This window comes from Pseudarthrobacter sp. 05T312 (assembly GCF_056396685.1).
In genome coordinates, this window is the sequence record NZ_JBFTLY010000010.1 from 1 (window position 1) to 15,775 (window position 15,775).

Here is a 15,775-nt window from a genome sequence, read left to right on the forward strand (position 1 = left end):
CCCGCCGCTTCATGCTTGTGCCGGGAAGCCCGGGCTGTTAGACGTCAGCGCCTTCAGCAGGCTCCGTGGCGTGGGCGCGCTCGGAGTCGGCCGGAGCCTCTTCCTCGGCAACCACCGGGGCGAGCGAGAGCTTTCCGCGGTCGTCGATCTTGGTGATTTCCACCTGGATCTTCTGTCCGACGGAGACCACGTCTTCCACGTTGTCCACGCGCTTGCCGTTGGCCAGCTTGCGGAGCTCGGAGATGTGCAGGAGGCCGTCCTTGCCCGGGGTCAGCGACACGAAGGCACCGAAGGTGGTCGTCTTGACGACCGTACCCAGGTAGCGTTCGCCGATTTCCGGGACCTGCGGGTTCGCGATGGCGTTGATGGCGGAGCGTGCTGCGTCGGCAGACGGACCGTTCGTGGCGCCAATGTAGACGGTGCCGTCGTCCTCGATGGAGATGTCGGCGCCGGTGTCTTCCTGGATCTGGTTGATCATCTTGCCCTTGGGGCCGATGACCTCGCCGATCTTGTCCACGGGGATCTTCACGGCGATGACGCGCGGTGCGAACTCGGAGAGCTCGTCCGGGGTGTCGATGGCCGAGTTGATGACCTCGAGGATGTGCAGGCGGGCTTCGCGGGCCTGCTTCAGGGCCGCGGCGAGGACCGAGGCGGGGATGCCGTCGAGCTTGGTGTCCAGCTGGATGGCCGTGACGAACTCGGAGGTACCGGCAACCTTGAAGTCCATGTCACCGAAGGCGTCTTCGGCGCCGAGGATGTCGGTCAGCGCTGCGTAGCGGGTCTGGCCGTCCACCTGGTCGGAGACCAGGCCCATGGCGATGCCGGCGACGGCGGCCTTCAGGGGCACACCGGCGTTCAGCAGGGACAGGGTGGAGGCGCAGACGGAACCCATCGACGTCGAACCGTTGGAGCCGAGGGCCTCGGACACCTGGCGGATGGCGTAGGGGAATTCCTCGCGGGACGGCAGGACGGGCACGAGTGCACGTTCGGCCAGGGCGCCGTGGCCGATTTCGCGGCGCTTGGGCGAGCCCACGCGGCCGGTTTCACCGGTGGAGTACGGCGGGAAGTTGTAGTTGTGCATGTAGCGCTTGCGCGTCACCGGCGACAGCGAGTCGATCTGCTGTTCCATCTTGAGCATGTTCAGCGTGGTGACACCCATGATCTGGGTTTCGCCGCGTTCGAAGATGGCGGAGCCGTGGACGCGGGGCAGGACCTCGACCTCGGCGGTGAGCTGGCGGATGTCCGTCAGGCCACGGCCGTCGATGCGGACCTGGTCCTTGAGGATCCGCTGGCGCACAACGTGCTTGGTGACCGAGCGGAATGCTGCGGAGAGTTCCTTCTCGCGGCCTTCGAACTGGCCGGCGAGGCCGGAGAGGACCTCGTCCTTGAGTGCGTCGGAAGCGTTGTCGCGTTCCTGCTTGTCGGCGATCTGGAAAACGGCGGCCAGCTTGTCGGCAGCGGCGGATTCGACGGCGGCGTAAGCGTCGTCCTCGTAGTCCAGGAAGACCGGGAACTCGACCGTGGGCTTGGCGGCGCGGGCGGCCAGGTCGGCCTGGGCGTCGCACAGTGCCTTGATGAACGGCTTGGCAGCCTCCAGGCCCTCGGCCACAACCTCTTCGGTGGGGGCGGTGGCGCCCTGTTCCTTGATGAGGTTCCAGGAGTTGTCCGTGGCTTCGGCTTCGACCATCATGATGGCGACGTCGTCACCGGCAACGCGGCCGGCAACCACCATGTTGAACACGGAGTTTTCCAGCTGGGAGTGCTTGGGGAAAGCAACCCACTGGGAGCCGTTTTCGTCGTTGACCAGGGCAACGCGGACGCCGCCGATGGGGCCGGAGAACGGCAGGCCGGACAGCTGGGTGGACATGGAGGAGGCGTTGATGGCCACCACGTCGTAGAGCTCGTCAGGGTTGATGGCCAGGACGGTCACCACGATCTGGACCTCGTTGCGCAGGCCCTTGATGAAGGCGGGGCGCAGCGGGCGGTCCATCAGGCGGCAGGCCAGGATGGCTTCGGTGGACGGGCGGCCTTCGCGGCGGAAGAACGAGCCCGGGATGCGGCCGGCAGCGTACATGCGCTCTTCGACATCAACCGTCAGCGGGAAGAAGTCGAAGCCTTCGCGCGGGTGCTTGCCGGCGGTGGTGGCGGACAGCAGCGCGGTGTCGTCGTCGATGTACACCATGGCTGCGCCGGCGGCCTGCTTGGCGAGGCGGCCGGTTTCGAAGCGGATTACACGCTTGCCGAAGCGGCCATTGTCAATGACTGCCTCTGAGAACTGGATTTCGGGACCCTCCAAGAGAGTCACCTCCGTTTCTGTTTCACGGAAGTCCAGCCGCATCAACCCAGCCCAGCATCTGTCTACTGGCCCTGCACCCGGTCATCGATCGAGACCCACGGGCCGCCGGCTTCAGTCAACGAAGCCGTTCCCGGGGATCACTACCGAGGACCGCGAATGCGTGATGCGGTTGATCCTCCTGTTTAGTTTTTCATTTGGAGAAGGCGGCCCGTTCCGGCAGGAAAGGGCCGCCCCAAAGCCAGACTAGCGGCGCAGGCCGAGGCGCTCGATGAGCGAACGGTAGCGGGCGATGTCAGTCTTCTTGAGGTAGCTCAGCATGCGCTTGCGGCGACCAACCATGGCCAGCAGACCGCGCTGGGTGTGGTAGTCGTGCTTGTGCTCCTTCATGTGCTCAGTCAGATCCTTGATCCGCTGGGTCAGGACGGCAACCTGGACCTCGGGTGAACCGGTGTCGCCTTCGGCGGTTGCGTATTCCTTGATGATGGACTGCTTTACAGCGGCGTCAAGTGCCACAATAACTCCTTGGGGATGTGCCGTGAGGGCCCAGGTCAGTAACTCACTGCCGGGTCTGCCGCGGTGGTCCCGCCCCGGTCAACCGGAGGGAACCGACAACAACAGGAACCAGCCGCCACGGACTGCAGCCGGATCCATCGTCCAGTTTACCGGCCCGGGCCTAACCTTGTCGAAACACGCGCGGCAGGACCGCGCTGCGCTCAGCCCTGCAGCCTGTCCCGGATGGCCGCCATGCCCTGCAGCACTTCGGCGAAGCTGGTACTCAGCGGTGACAGCCCCACCCTGATGCCGCGCGGGGAGCGGAAGTCGGGGAGGACGTCGCCGTCCCACAGGGCCTCGACGGTGCCCTTCGTGAAGCCCGGATGGTCCACCGTGATGTGGCCGCCCCGCTCCCCCGGATTCCGTGGCGTAGCCAGTTCGGCGCCCAGGGGTGCCAGCCACGCGTCGAAGACCTCAACGGCGAAGGCGGTGAGGTCTTCGGACTTCGAACGGATGGCAGCCATGCCGGCTTCTTCGATGATGTCCAGTGTGCCCTGCATGGCGATCATGCCGAAGATGGCGGGAGTGCCGCTGAGGAACCCGCGGATCCCTTGCGCCGGTTCATAGCCGGCCGCCATTTCGAAAGCGTCCTTGCGTCCCATCCAGCCCCAGATGGGCTGGTTCAGCGAGGGCAGGTGCCGGGCGTTGACGTAGGCGAACGCCGGGGAGCCGGGGCCCCCGTTGAGGTACTTGTAGGTGCAGCCCGCGGCGAAGTCGACATCCGCGCCGTCCAGGTCGATCTCCACCGACCCCGCCGAATGGCAAAGGTCCCACACCACCAGGGCGCCGGCGTCGTGCACTGCCGCGGTGATGCCCGGCAGGTCAGCCAGGTGGCCCGAACGGTAGGCGATCTGGCTAAGGAGGACGACGGCGGTGCGCGGCCCGGTGGCCTGGCGCACCTGTTCAAGGGTGACCCCAGCGGCAGGGTCCGGTTCGATCCAGCGGAGGGTCAGGCCTTCCTCGAGGGCGATGCCCTCCACCAGGTAGCGGTCCGTGGGAAAGTTCTCGGTATCCAGCACCAGTTCATTGCGGTCCGGGTCCGCGACGGCGGCGAGGGCAGCCCGGATCAGCTTGTACAGCACCACGGTGGTGGAGTCCGCGATGATGGTCTGCCCCGGCGCCGCACCCAGGACGGCGCGGCCCAGCTGGTCCCCGATGGCCTCCGGCATGGCGAGCCACTGTTCGTCCCAGCCTCGGATCAGCCGGCCGCCCCAGTCGTCACGGATGAAGGCCGCGACATCGTCCGCCGTGCGCTTCAGCGGCCTGCCGAGCGAGTTTCCGTCCAGGTAGGACAGGGGCGTGTCCGTGCCGATGAAGTGGTCCCGGTAGTGCGCCAGGGCGTCTTTCCGGTCCAGCTCTTCGGCGCGCTGCCGCAGCGTCCCTGCTGCCCCGCCGGCGGTGTCTTCTTGGTGGATCCTCATTGTCCGATCTCCGTCCTGACGGCGAATAATTCCGGGAAGAACGTCAGCTCCAGGGCCTTCTGCAGGAACGTCACACCGCTGGATCCGCCGGTTCCGGACTTCATGCCGATGGTCCGCTGGACGGTCCGCAGGTGCCGGAACCGCCAGAGCTGGAAGTTATCCTCCAGGTCCACCAGTTCCTCGCAGGCCTCGTAGGCCGCCCAGTTGTCCGCCGCATTCTCGTAAATGTGCTTGAAGAGCGGTACCAGTTCCGGGACGAACTCGTGGGCCAGGGTCACGTCCCGTTCCAGGACTGCCGGCGGGACATTAAACCCCTGCCGGGAGAGGTAGGCCAGGAACTCGTCGTAAATGCTGGGGGCGGCAAGCAGTTCCGCCAGCATGGCGTGCGCCTCAGGATCGGATTCGAAGACCGGCAGCATCTTGCGGTTCTTGTTCCCCAGGACGAACTCGACGGCCCGGTACTGCGCAGACTGGAAACCTGAAGAGTTGCCCAGGAAGCCGCGGAACTGCGAGTACTCGGTGGGCGTCAGGGTGGCCAGCACGGACCACTGCTCGGTGAGGGTCTTCTGGATGTGCTTGACCCGGGCGATGCCCTTGAGCGCCGAACCAAGATCGTCCCCGCGGAGCCAGGCGGCCGCGCTGCGGAGTTCATGCAGGACCAGTTTCAGCCACAGTTCAGTGGTTTGGTGCTGGATGATGAACAGCAGCTCATCGTGGTGCTCAGGCTGGCTGACGGGCTGCTGGGCGCTGAGCAGGGTGGGAAGCTGCAGGTAGGAGGCGTAGCTCATCCGGGAGCTGAAGTCGCGGACGATCCCTTCATCCAGCGTGCGGGTGTTCTTTTCGACGGACACGTCCTGCCTTTCGCTTGCTGCCACCCGGGGCAGTATTGTCAGTGGCCGGCCAGGAGCTGGTGGGCCTGCGCCACGTCCAGGCGCATCTGTTCCACCAGGGCCTCAGGGCCACGGTAAGCCACCATGCCCCGAAGCCGTTCCACGAATTCGACGATCACTGTCTGGCCGTACAGATCGAAGTCCTCAACGGCCTCCTTGGGCCGGTCAATCACGTGGGCCTCGACCTGGCGGCTGACGCCGTCGAAGGTGGGGTTGGAGCCTACGGAGATGGCTGCCGGCCAGCGCTTGCCGGCCTGGTCCACCAGCCAACCGGCGTAGATGCCGTCTGCGGGAATCAGCCCCGTGGCGTTGGAGGCGAGGTTGGCCGTGGGGAAGCCAAGCGCCCGGCCGCGGGCGGCTCCGTGGACCACTTCGCCGCGCATCCGGTGCGCCCGGCCCAGGACCGACGCGGCGGTGGTGACGTCTCCGGCCTGCAGGGCTTCGCGCACCCAGGTGGAGGAACAGCGGCGGTCCGTGCCGCCGTCGTCGTGCAGGGGGTAGCCCTCGGCCCCGAATTCGCTGATCACCTGGACATCGAAGCCAAATTTTTCGCCCAGCGCCTTCATGGTGTCCAGGTCGCCGGAGTTGCCGCGGCCGAACCTGGCATCGTGGCCGATGACCACGTGGCTGGCGTGCAGGCAGTCCACGAGGTACTGCTCCACGAACTCTTCGGCCGTGAGGCTGGCGAGGTCCAGCGAGTACTTGACCACCAGGATGGCGTCCAGGCCCAGCTCACCCAGCGCGTCCAGCTTGTCATCGAGCCCCATGATCAGTTCCGGCGCGGCCTCCGGGCGGTGGATTACTGCCGGGTGGGGGTCGAACGTCACGGCCACTGCCTTGGCATGGGACAGGCGGGCCGAGCGGATCAGCTGGGACAGCACCTGCTGGTGGCCGCGGTGAACGCCGTCGAAGTTGCCGAAAGTGACAACGGATGGGCCGAAGTCCGCCGGGACATCGGACGGATCGTTCCAGATGTAAACCATCACCCTCGCCTTAAGCTGCCTGAAAGCATCAACGTTCCCGGACCCTTCCGGCCGCGGAACTCTTCAAGGTTACCCGGATTCACTGCGCAGCTTTGGCGCGCGATGGCCGGCGCCGGTACAGCCACACCAACCCAAGGATGGGCAGCAGCAGCGGGATGAAGCCGTAGCCGCGTCCGAACAGCGACCAGACGGTTTCATGCGGGAACTGCACGGAGTCCAGGATGCTCAGGGTGCCCACCACCAGGACGCCGGCCAGTTCAACCAGCACCGCCGCAACCGACACCTTGAACCACGTGGTTCCGGCCTTGGCCAGTGACACGGTGGCCAGGATGTACACCAGGGCGGCAAAGGCGGAGAGCAGGTAGGCCAGGGGCGCGTCGGAGAACTTGGTGAGGATCTGGTAGCCGGCGCGGGCGGTGGCCGAGATGGCGAACACACCGTACACCGCGATCAGGAGGCGCCCGGGCCCCGTGTTGCGGGTGTTGCGCACGGCTCCTCCGGTGGCCGGCTGGGACTGCTGGTCTTTCATTTTTGCTGCTTCTTCCACTTCAGTACCAGATCTGGTTCATTCGGGCCGCCATCACCAGCGCGGTGACGCCGACGGCGGCCAGGACAAAGTTGCTCCACCGCGTGCGCTCCAGGATGGACCAGTAGATGGCGGCGGGCGGCAGGAGCATCGCGGTGGCCATGTAGCCCCAGAACTCCCAGGCTTCCCCGGCAATCGGTTCGCCGGCGATCACGCGGATGATCGATCCCACCAGGTAGACCACCAGGGCCACCTCCACGGCCACGACGGACAGGATGGTGATGTCGTTGGGTGCCTTCTTCAGGATCCCGGCGCCCAGGCACAGCAGCGTGGACACCAGGCCGACCACCAGGATGATCCAAAAATATGCGTCCATCCGCTATGCCTCCGCCGGCGCGGTCGCGGCCGCACCGGTGCCGGGGGCGAAGACCAGGACCGGTTTGGCGTAACTGCCCGCGTCGGCAAGAAGGGCCACCAGGCTGCCGTCCGGGGCGAAGGCCGCGGCAGGACGCTCCACCGTGGCGGCGCCGGGCATCCCGGCTGCGGCACCGGCCGCGATCCGCCGGCCGAAGGAGATTTCGGCGGTTTCTTCGGCGGTGAGTTCCCGGTTGGGCATCAGCGCCCTGGCGGCGAGGGACATGTCCAGGACGTCGAGTTCCCCGGCGAGCTGTTCGAGGGTACGCGCCTGGTCGAGGGAGTAGGGGCCCACCTGGGTCCGCCGGAGCACCGTCAGGTGGCCTCCCACGCCAAGGCCGTTTCCGAGGTCCCGGGCCAGGGCGCGGATATACGTGCCGGAAGAGCATTCGACCGTCACGTCCAGGTCCACTACCCCTGCTTCATCGTCCCGGCGGATGCCGTGGACATCAAAGCGGTGGATGGTGACGGGGCGCGCGGCGAGCTTGACGTCCTCGCCGGACCGCACGCGGGCATAGGCGCGTTCGCCGTTGACTTTGATCGCGCTGACGCTGCTGGGCACCTGCTGGATGTCCCCGGTGAGCGTCGCAACGCCGTCGTGAATCTGTTGGTCGGTGATGCCGGCCGCGCTGGTGGTGGCGGTGACCTCGCCCTCCGCGTCGTCGGTCACCGTGGACTGGCCCAGCCGGATGGTGGCGGTGTAGGTCTTGGAGGTGCCCACGATGTAAGTCAGTAGCCGGGTGGCTTTGTTGATGCCCAGCACCAGAACGCCGGTGGCCATGGGGTCGAGGGTTCCTGCATGCCCCACTTTCCGGGTCCCTGCGAGGCGCCGCATCCGGCCAACCACATCATGGCTGGTCCATCCCTGCGGCTTGTCCACTATCACCAGTCCAGAAAGCACGCCTCCCAGTATATGGGCGCAGGTTGGGGCGCATGTGCAGGGAACCGGCAGGGAGCGGACGACGGCGGCCCCACCACGGCGGCCGCGTCACCGGGCGGGGCGGAGGCAGAGCAGGGGACGGCTAGGATGGCTGGCATGCCTGAGCTTGCCGCCCATGTCCGCGACGTGCCCGTCAACCAGATCCGTGAGATTACCGAGGCAGCGTGGCGCACTCCCGGCGCCGTGGTGCTCAGCATCGGGGAGCCCGGCTTTCCCCTCCCCCGACACGTCCTGGACGCGGGCATCGCCTGCCTGGACCGGGACGAGACCAACTACACGCCCAACGCCGGGATCCCGGCCCTCCGCGAAGCGTTCGCCGCCAGGTTCCGGGAAGAGCAGGGCGTGGACGTCGGCGCGGAGCGGGTGTACGTGGTCTCCGGCGCGCAGCAGGGCCTGCACTTCGCCATGAGCCTGCTGCTATCCCCCGGCGACGAGATCCTGATCCCGAACCCGGGCTACCCCACGTTCGCCATGACCAGCCGGCTGCTGAACGCCGTTCCGGTGGGCTATCCCCTGCACCCGGACCACGGCTTCCAGCCCCGGGTTCCCGACGTGGAAGCCCTCATCACCAGCCGCACCCGGGTCCTGGTACTCAACTCCCCGTCCAACCCGCTGGGCGCCGTGCTCAGTGAAGACCTGGTCCGGGAGCTGGTGGAGCTGGCCCGCAGGCATGACATCTGGGTCATCTCGGACGAATGCTACGAGGCGTTCACCTACGATGTCCCGCACGTCAGCCCGGCACGGTTCGACGGCGGCACGGCGGAGCAGGCCCGGGTGTTCACCTCGTTGACGCTGTCCAAGACCTACGGCCTGACCGGCCTGCGGATCGGCGCGCTGATTTGCCCGCCGGGGCTTGAACAGAGGATGGACAACGTCATGGAGTCGATCGTCTCCTGCGTGGCCTCCGCCCCGCAGTACGCCGCGCTCGCAGCCCTCACCGGGCCGCAGGACTACGTGCGGCACGCGCACCGGCACTACCGGGAAAACCGGGATGCCGCCTCCGCGGTCCTGGCCGCGAAGGGGATCCGCTACCTGCCGGCCCAGGGCGCGTTCTATCTGTGGGCGGACATGTCCCATGTGACCGGCGGGGACGTGCGGAGCTGGGTCCGGCAGTTCCTTGCCGACTCCGGCGTGGCGCTGGCTCCCGGAACCGCCTTTGGATCCATCGGCGAGGGGTGGGTCCGGATCGCGCTGTGCGGCCGTAAGCAGGACCTGCTGGAAGGACTGTCCCGGCTTCCTGCCGCCGGCAGGTAACAGGGGGGATCAGCGGCGGGCGCCGGCCAGCGCTTTGTCCAGCCAGGTGCGGAGCGCCTCCGCCGGGGCGGCGCCTGCCTGCCGGGCCGCGACCTTACCGTCCACGAGCACCATCAGCGTGGGAATGGCCTGCACGTCGAACCGCCGCGACAGGCCGGGCGATGTGTCCACGTCCACTTTCACCAGCTTGATCTTCCCCGGCCGTTCCCGTGCCAGCTTGTCCAGGACGGGGCTGACCATCCGGCAGGGGCCGCACCACGCCGCCCAGAAATCGACCAGCACCGGAACTGAGGACTGCTCCGCCACGGCAGCGAAGTCAGCATCGCCCGCGGACACGATCCACGGCAGGTCCGCCTTGCAGTTCCCGCAGCGGGGGTGGCCGGCAGCCTGTGCCGGCACCCGGTTGGTCTTCCCGCACTGCGGGCAGCTGAGGAGCGTGGGTTCCATGGCTAGTATTCCTTCCTGCTGTCAAAGTCGCGCCACGCCTGGAAGGGAAGGTCCGACGTCGGGACCTCACCCCTGGTGACCGGCATCAGCTCCGGCGCGGCGCCGCTGAAGTAGTCGTAGAAGAGTGCGTCGTCAAACCCTGCTGCCGCAGCCCCGTGCCGGTCCGCGGCGAAGTAGACGCGGCCGATCCTGGCCCACAAAGCAGAGGCCAGGCACATGGGGCACGGCTCGCAGCTGGCATAGAGGACGGAGCCGCTGAGGTCGAAGTCAGCGGTTGCCGCCGCTGCTGCCCGGATGGCCACCACCTCTGCGTGGGCGGTGGGGTCGTTGTCCCGGGTCACCCTGTTGACGCCGGTGTGGACCCGCCCGTCCGGCGTCACCACCACCGCGCCGAAGGGGCCACCGCCCTGGCCGACATTCTGCACAGCGAGGTCCACGGCCTGCCCGAGATAGCGGCTGGACTCGGGGTGGTTGGCGGGGCTGTTGCCGGGGTCCGCGGAGGTCATAGCACGATCCTAGCCACGGGGACCGCGTTGGGGGATGAATTGGGGGCCAAGAAGGGGAGGCCCACCGCAGGCCTACCGGCTGGTAGCGGCCTACGCTGGCGCCCGGGGGAAGTATTTTGCCTCTACCGAGGCTTCCATATCCTGCCCGCAAGGGCCTCGCACCCGGAGTACCCCATGAAACGCAAACTCACTTTTATCGCCTGCGTGGCCGCCGCAACGGTGGTGCAGGCCGCGCCGGCGTTCGCCTCGGATCCCCACCAGGATTATGAAGTCATGGCCACCGGCCTGCTTTCACCCCTGCACCTGGCGGTAGGCGACGGCGAATCCGTACAGGTCAGCCAGGACTTTTCCGGAATGCTCACGCACGTCGAGCACGATGGAACACGCCACGACGTCTACACCGCCAAGCAAGGGTGGGAAGTTGCCGGGGCGGAGCTCCGCGGCGACAAGACCTATTTCCTGGAAAGTATTGGAGCCGGCCAAGGTGACCCGGCCGCACTGCATGGCTACCTGAAGTCCATCGACGCCAAGGGCCATGTTGACACGATCGCCAACTTCGCCGACTACGAACGGAAAGCCAATCCCGACGCCAAGCAGCATTATGGCCTGGAAGCGGACGCCAGCCAGCAGTGCCTCACCCAGGCTGGTGGCCTGCCGGACGCTCCCCCGCCGCAGTACAAGGGCACCGTGGACTCGCATCCTTACGCCCTGGCCCTCTGGAAAGACACGGCCTATGTCGCCGACGCGGGCATGAACGCCATCCTGAAAGTCGACCTTGAGTCCGGGCAGATTTCCACGGTGGCAGTCCTTCCGCCCCGTCCGCTGACCCTGACCAAGAAGATTGCTGCCACCCTGGGGGCCCCGGACTGCGCCGGCTTCTCGTACGCTTTTGAGCCAGTGCCCACGGACGTGGAAATCGGTCCGGACGGCTGGCTGTATGTAACGTCGCTGCCGGGTGGACCCGAGGACCCATCCCTCGGTGAACGTGGAGCTATCTTCAAGATCAATCCGTGGAGCGGCGACGCGGACGTGTGGGCGGACCACATCATGAGCCCCACCGGCCTCGCTGTGAGCGACAAGGGTGACGTCTATGTTGCATCCCTTTTCGGCGGAGAAATCCTGAAGTTCAACTGCCAGGGCCACCGTTCACAGTTCCTGGCCGTCAACCAGCCCGCCGACGTTGAGTTCAGGGACGGGGACGTCTTTGCCACCGTTGACGCACTGGTCGGTGCACCCGATCCCATGGCACCCAGCGGCGGTCCGACGCCGCAACCCGGAGGCCGCCTGATCGAAGTCGACCACCGCTAAACCCGGACAGGAAAACGGCAGGACCGCGCGCGGTCCTGCCGTTTCCATGATGCGTGGCTGTTGCCGGGTCCTACTTGTTGCTGTCCTCATCGACATCGCCGTCATCGCTGAGGTCGGTGTCTTCCTCGTCGAAGTCGTCTTCGTCGATCTCCACCTCACCGGAGGCATCGGTCTTGTAGGGGTCGGCATCCCCGGCGTGCTGTGCGTTGGCAGCAAGCGCGGCAACCTCCGCATCGCGCTTCTTAGCCTCACGAAGGAGTTCTTCGAGGTTGGAAGCAACCACAGGGATCTGGTCAGCGACAAACTCGAGGGTGGGGGTCAGGCGCACAGTAATGTTGCGTCCCACCTCCTGCCGAAGCACCCCCTTGGCCTTCTCAAGGCCCTTGGCGGCATCAGCCTGGACGGCCTGGTCACCGAAGACGGTGTAGTAAACGGTGGCATGCTGCAGATCATTGGTCACACGGGCATCGGTGACAGTAATGCCCTCGAGCCGGGGATCCTTGACCTTCCGGCCCAGGGCCTCAGCAACAACAACCTTAATCCGCTGCGCCAACTTGGCAGCACGTGCGGGATCGGCCATGAACAACTCCTAAGAAATTGGGACGTACGACGGCGGTGCGTGGGCTGCGTCGTACGATTCAGTTGAATGCCACGCACCCAAGGCGAGCCAATCGGCGGACCCGGCGGGATTTTTCCGGCGGCCTGGGAGTGGCATCGGGCCTGCCGAAGCTGGGTGGCCGACGTCGTAAGACGTTGGCCACCCAGCGAAGGGGCGGGGCCGCCGGAAAAATTCCGACGGCCCCACGACACACAGACTAGACGCGCGGCTTCTCGCGCATCTCGAAGGTCTCGATGATGTCGCCTTCGGTGATGTCGTTGTACGACCCAAGTCCGATACCACATTCGAAGTCCGTGCGGACCTCGGTGGCGTCGTCCTTGAAGCGCTTGAGCGACTCAACGGTGAGGTTGTCACCGATGATCTTGCCGTCACGGGTGACGCGTGCCTTGGCGTTGCGTCGGATGATGCCCGAGCGGACGATCGAGCCGGCGATGTTTCCGAACTTGGAGGAGCGGAAGACTTCGCGGACCTCGGCGGTGCCGAGCTGGACTTCTTCGTATTCCGGCTTGAGCATGCCCTTGAGCGCTGCTTCGATGTCATCGATTGCTGCGTAGATGACGGAGTAGAAGCGCATGTCCACGCCTTCGCGGTCTGCCAGTTCGGCAACCCGCTCGGCGGGCTTGACGTTGAAGCCGATGATGACGGCGGAGTCGACCGTTGCCAGGTTGACGTCGTTCTGCGTGATGGCACCCACACCGCGGTGGATGACGCGCAGCTGCACGCCTTCGCCGACGTCGATCTTGAGCAGCGCGTCTTCGAGGGCTTCCACGGCACCGGACACGTCACCCTTGAGGATGAGGTTAAGGGTGTCGATCTTGCCTTCGGCGACGGCCTGGTCGAAGTCTTCCAGGCTGATGCGCTTGCGGCGCTTGGCCAGGGCGGCGTTGCGGTCGGCTGCTTCACGCTTCTCGGCGATCTGGCGGGCGGTGCGCTCGTCAGCGGTCACGAAGAAGGTGTCGCCGGCGCGCGGCACGTTGGACAGACCCAGCACCTGGACGGGGCGGGACGGGCCGGCCTCGGTCAGGGCGCTGCCGTCGTCGTCGAACATCGCACGGACGCGGCCGTGGGCCGTGCCTGCCACGATGGTGTCGCCGACGCGCAGGGTGCCGGACTGCACCAGGACGGTGGCAACCGCACCGCGGCCCTTGTCCAGGTTGGCTTCGATCGCGATACCGCGGGCGTCCTTGTTCGGGTTGGCGCGCATGTCCAGGGCAGCGTCTGCGGTGAGCAGGACGGCCTCGAGCAGCTCGTCGATGTTGAGGTTCTGGCGGGCAGAGACCTCCACGAACATGGTGTCGCCACCGTATTCCTCGGGAACCAGGCCGTACTCGGTCAGCTGGCCACGGACCTTTTCAGGGTTGGCGCCTTCCTTGTCGATCTTGTTCACTGCCACGACGATCGGCACGTTGGCCGCCTGGGCGTGGTTGAGGGCTTCAACGGTCTGGGGCATAACGCCGTCGTCCGCTGCGACCACCAGGATGGCGATGTCGGTGACCTTCGCACCACGGGCACGCATGGCGGTGAACGCCTCGTGGCCCGGGGTATCGATGAAGGTGATCTTGCGATCGTTGCCTTCGTGGTTGTGGGTGACCTGGTAGGCACCGATGTGCTGGGTGATGCCGCCGTGTTCGCCCGCCATGACGTCGGACTTGCGGATGGCATCGAGCAGGCGGGTCTTACCGTGGTCGACGTGGCCCATGACGGTGACTACTGGAGGACGGGCCTCGAGTTCCTCGTCGCCTTCAGCTTCGAGTTCAGCATCAAAGTCGATGTCGAAGCTGGAGAGCAGCTCGCGCTCTTCGTCTTCCGGCGAAACGACCTGGAGCTTGTAGCCCAGTTCCTCGCCGAGCAGGGCGAAGGTGTCTTCGTCCAGCGACTGGGTCGCGGTGGCCATTTCACCGAGGTGGAACAGCACGGTGACCAGTGCGGCGGGGTTTGCCTCGATCTTGTCGGCAAAGTCCGTGATGGACGAGCCACGGCGAAGGCGGATGACGGTGTTGCCGTCGCCGCGGGGTACGCTCACGCCACCCAGCGACGGGGCACTCATCTGCTCAAGTTCCTGGCGCTTGGCGCGCTTGGACTTGCGCTGCTTGCCACGGCCTGCGCCGCCCTTGCCGAAGGCACCCTGGGTGCCGCCGCGGCCGCGGCCGCCCTTGCCGAAGCCACCGCCGGCGGGAGCACCGCCGCCACCGGGACCACCGGTACCGGGAGCGCCACCGGGGCGTCCGGGACCGCGGCCGCCGCCGGGACGGCCTGCACCTGCGGGTGCGGGACGTTCAGTGCGGTTGGGCATCATGCCGGGAGTGGGACGGGGACCGCCGGGACGCGGTGCACCCGGACGGGGTCCGCCTGCGCCTGCGGCGGGGCGGGGGCCACCGGCACCGGCTGCGGGACGCGGCCCACCGGGACGCGGACCGCCGGCACCGGCCGCGGGACGCGGACCACCGGGGCGGTCGCCGTCGCGGCCTCCGCCCGGACGGGGCATGCCCTGGGACGTGGCGAACGGGTTGTTACCGGGCCGCGGAGCGCGGTCACCGTCTCCACCGCGGCCACGGGGCATGCCCTGTGAGGTGGCGAAGGGGTTGTTGCCCGGGCGGGGGCCGCCGGGACGGGGACCGGAACCACCGGGCGTTGAACCGCCCGGACGTGCGGAGGGAGCAGGGGTCTCGGCCTTGGGAGCCGGACGTGCACCGGGCTTGGCGCCGGTGGACGGAGCACCCGCAGACGGTGCTGCCGGGGCGGCCGGCGCTGCGGGAGCCGGGGCTGCCGGTGCATCTGCCTTGGCTGCCGGTTCGGCGGGGGCTGCCGGAGCCGGCGCCTCTGCCTTGGGGGCCGGTGCCTTGGGCGCAGCCGGGCCGGGAGCAGGTGCCGAAGGACGGTTGCCTGCTGCGGGGGCGGGTGCCTTGGGGGCAGCGGCGGGCGCTGCGGCCGGTGCTGCCGACTTCGCGGCGGCGTCGGGGAAGGCGTTGCGCAGTTTACGCACAACGGGGGCCTCGATGGTTGACGAGGCGGAGCGAACGAATTCGCCCAGTTCCTGCAGTTTGGTTACTGCATCTTTGGAAGTTATACCGAGCTCTTTGGCGAGCTCATGTACGCGGACCTTGGCCACATTTCTCCTGTCTCGGTCCGCACCGAGCCAGGCACGAACCGTCTACTTCTTACTGCGGACCCCAGCCGCTGTTGATGCGAAGGGGCCCATTGCAGAGCGCAACAAAGTTGTCATCGTTACGCACTCATCGCTGGGAACTCATCGGGTTTCCATCAGATTTCTGACCCGCTTTCAGGTTGGACGGTTGGTGTTGCAGCCACCGGGGCGGCGTCAACGTTCGGGCCTGACATGATCCGGTGTTCGACGGCGGCAGTCCCGGCCGCGCCCTGGAGGGCACGTCCGAAGGCTCGCCGCTTGATCGCCAGAGCCAGGCACGATGTGCTGGGGTGCAGCCATGCACCCCGGCCAGCCATCCGGCGTCGTTCGTCCACCAGGACAGCGGTTGACCCGCTGCCTTCGGCGACGAGCCGGAGCAACTGCGACCGCGGACCCTTCTTCCGGCATCCGATGCAGGTACGTTGGGGCTGATTCCCGGTGGAAAGCACTTCTGCCACGGTCATCGTCCTGACG

Annotated in this window: 15 protein-coding genes; 2 read left to right on the top strand and 13 right to left on the bottom strand. The window is 66.9% G+C overall.

Features of this window, described 5'->3' with window-relative positions:
* Window positions 1-37: 37 nt before the first annotated feature.
* The 8 genes from AC1DIP_RS13645 to truB form a co-directional block, all read right to left on the bottom strand.
* Complete coding sequence (locus AC1DIP_RS13645) at window positions 38-2,296, bottom strand: polyribonucleotide nucleotidyltransferase (protein WP_476211866.1); 2,259 nt, start codon at window positions 2,294-2,296, stop codon at window positions 38-40.
* 243 nt (window positions 2,297-2,539) lie between these two features.
* Window positions 2,540-2,809 (bottom strand): 30S ribosomal protein S15, encoded by a 270-nt coding sequence (rpsO, locus tag AC1DIP_RS13650; protein ID WP_043452786.1) that lies wholly within the window; start codon window positions 2,807-2,809, stop codon window positions 2,540-2,542.
* Window positions 2,810-3,009: 200 nt separating this feature from the next.
* Window positions 3,010-4,269, bottom strand: a complete 1,260-nt coding sequence (locus tag AC1DIP_RS13655) for a kynureninase (RefSeq protein WP_477734058.1) — start codon at window positions 4,267-4,269, stop codon at window positions 3,010-3,012.
* Window positions 4,266-5,120, bottom strand: coding sequence for a tryptophan 2,3-dioxygenase (kynA, locus tag AC1DIP_RS13660; protein WP_476211865.1), 855 nt, complete (start codon window positions 5,118-5,120; stop codon window positions 4,266-4,268). Before kynA ends, AC1DIP_RS13655 begins: the two co-directional genes overlap by 4 nt.
* Window positions 5,121-5,158: 38 nt before the next feature.
* Window positions 5,159-6,142 carry a bifunctional riboflavin kinase/FAD synthetase gene (locus AC1DIP_RS13665; RefSeq protein WP_476210312.1) on the bottom strand — a complete coding sequence of 328 codons (984 nt, stop codon included), beginning with the start codon at window positions 6,140-6,142 and terminating at the stop codon, window positions 5,159-5,161.
* 79 nt (window positions 6,143-6,221) lie between these two features.
* Window positions 6,222-6,671, bottom strand: coding sequence for a hypothetical protein (locus tag AC1DIP_RS13670; RefSeq protein WP_476210310.1), 450 nt, complete (start codon window positions 6,669-6,671; stop codon window positions 6,222-6,224).
* Window positions 6,672-6,690: 19 nt separating this feature from the next.
* On the bottom strand, window positions 6,691-7,044 hold the full coding sequence (locus AC1DIP_RS13675) for a hypothetical protein (RefSeq protein ID WP_476210309.1): 354 nt from the start codon (window positions 7,042-7,044) through the stop codon (window positions 6,691-6,693).
* A gap of 3 nt (window positions 7,045-7,047) precedes the next feature.
* Complete coding sequence (truB, locus tag AC1DIP_RS13680; RefSeq protein WP_476210307.1) at window positions 7,048-7,983, bottom strand: tRNA pseudouridine(55) synthase TruB; 936 nt, start codon at window positions 7,981-7,983, stop codon at window positions 7,048-7,050.
* A gap of 135 nt (window positions 7,984-8,118) precedes the next feature.
* Between truB and AC1DIP_RS13685 the strand changes: the two genes are divergently transcribed.
* A complete protein-coding gene (locus AC1DIP_RS13685; RefSeq protein WP_476210306.1) occupies window positions 8,119-9,276 on the top strand; it encodes an aminotransferase class I/II-fold pyridoxal phosphate-dependent enzyme in 1,158 nt (385 codons plus the stop codon).
* A gap of 9 nt (window positions 9,277-9,285) precedes the next feature.
* On the opposite strand, the gene trxA is transcribed toward AC1DIP_RS13685, so the two are convergent.
* Entirely contained in the window at window positions 9,286-9,723 is a 438-nt protein-coding gene (trxA, locus tag AC1DIP_RS13690; RefSeq protein WP_476210305.1) for a thioredoxin, read from the bottom strand.
* Between the two features lie 2 nt (window positions 9,724-9,725).
* Complete coding sequence (locus tag AC1DIP_RS13695; protein WP_476210303.1) at window positions 9,726-10,229, bottom strand: deaminase; 504 nt, start codon at window positions 10,227-10,229, stop codon at window positions 9,726-9,728.
* A gap of 174 nt (window positions 10,230-10,403) precedes the next feature.
* Here AC1DIP_RS13695 and AC1DIP_RS13700 point away from each other — a divergent pair, with 174 nt between their 5' ends.
* Window positions 10,404-11,537 (top strand): ScyD/ScyE family protein, encoded by a 1,134-nt coding sequence (locus tag AC1DIP_RS13700; protein ID WP_477734059.1) that lies wholly within the window; start codon window positions 10,404-10,406, stop codon window positions 11,535-11,537.
* A 70-nt stretch (window positions 11,538-11,607) separates the two neighbouring features.
* Here AC1DIP_RS13700 and rbfA read toward each other — a convergent pair whose 3' ends face one another.
* From rbfA to AC1DIP_RS13715, 3 genes are all read right to left on the bottom strand, one after another.
* The gene (gene rbfA / locus AC1DIP_RS13705) at window positions 11,608-12,117 is read right to left on the bottom strand and encodes a 30S ribosome-binding factor RbfA (RefSeq protein ID WP_476210299.1); all 510 of its coding nucleotides are present in this window, start codon (window positions 12,115-12,117) and stop codon (window positions 11,608-11,610) included.
* A 235-nt stretch (window positions 12,118-12,352) separates the two neighbouring features.
* The gene (gene infB / locus AC1DIP_RS13710) at window positions 12,353-15,265 is read right to left on the bottom strand and encodes a translation initiation factor IF-2 (RefSeq protein ID WP_477734060.1); all 2,913 of its coding nucleotides are present in this window, start codon (window positions 15,263-15,265) and stop codon (window positions 12,353-12,355) included.
* 152 nt (window positions 15,266-15,417) lie between these two features.
* Window positions 15,418-15,765, bottom strand: a complete 348-nt coding sequence (locus tag AC1DIP_RS13715) for a DUF448 domain-containing protein (RefSeq protein WP_476210298.1) — start codon at window positions 15,763-15,765, stop codon at window positions 15,418-15,420.
* Between the last annotated feature and the right edge of the window lie 10 nt (window positions 15,766-15,775).

What these genes read in the sequence shown, in the direction of transcription:
- AC1DIP_RS13665 (WP_476210312.1), bottom strand. Translation starts at nt 6,142, where the DNA reads ATGGTTTACATCTGGAACGATCCGTCCGATGTCCCGGCGGACTTCGGC.
- AC1DIP_RS13685 (WP_476210306.1), top strand. Translation starts at nt 8,119, where the DNA reads ATGCCTGAGCTTGCCGCCCATGTCCGCGACGTGCCCGTCAACCAGATC.
- AC1DIP_RS13715 (WP_476210298.1), bottom strand. Translation starts at nt 15,765, where the DNA reads ATGACCGTGGCAGAAGTGCTTTCCACCGGGAATCAGCCCCAACGTACC.
- trxA (WP_476210305.1), bottom strand. Translation starts at nt 9,723, where the DNA reads ATGGAACCCACGCTCCTCAGCTGCCCGCAGTGCGGGAAGACCAACCGG.
- rbfA (WP_476210299.1), bottom strand. Translation starts at nt 12,117, where the DNA reads ATGGCCGATCCCGCACGTGCTGCCAAGTTGGCGCAGCGGATTAAGGTT.
- AC1DIP_RS13670 (WP_476210310.1), bottom strand. Translation starts at nt 6,671, where the DNA reads ATGAAAGACCAGCAGTCCCAGCCGGCCACCGGAGGAGCCGTGCGCAAC.
- AC1DIP_RS13675 (WP_476210309.1), bottom strand. Translation starts at nt 7,044, where the DNA reads ATGGACGCATATTTTTGGATCATCCTGGTGGTCGGCCTGGTGTCCACG.
- AC1DIP_RS13700 (WP_477734059.1), top strand. Translation starts at nt 10,404, where the DNA reads ATGAAACGCAAACTCACTTTTATCGCCTGCGTGGCCGCCGCAACGGTG.
- AC1DIP_RS13695 (WP_476210303.1), bottom strand. Translation starts at nt 10,229, where the DNA reads ATGACCTCCGCGGACCCCGGCAACAGCCCCGCCAACCACCCCGAGTCC.
- AC1DIP_RS13655 (WP_477734058.1), bottom strand. Translation starts at nt 4,269, where the DNA reads ATGAGGATCCACCAAGAAGACACCGCCGGCGGGGCAGCAGGGACGCTG.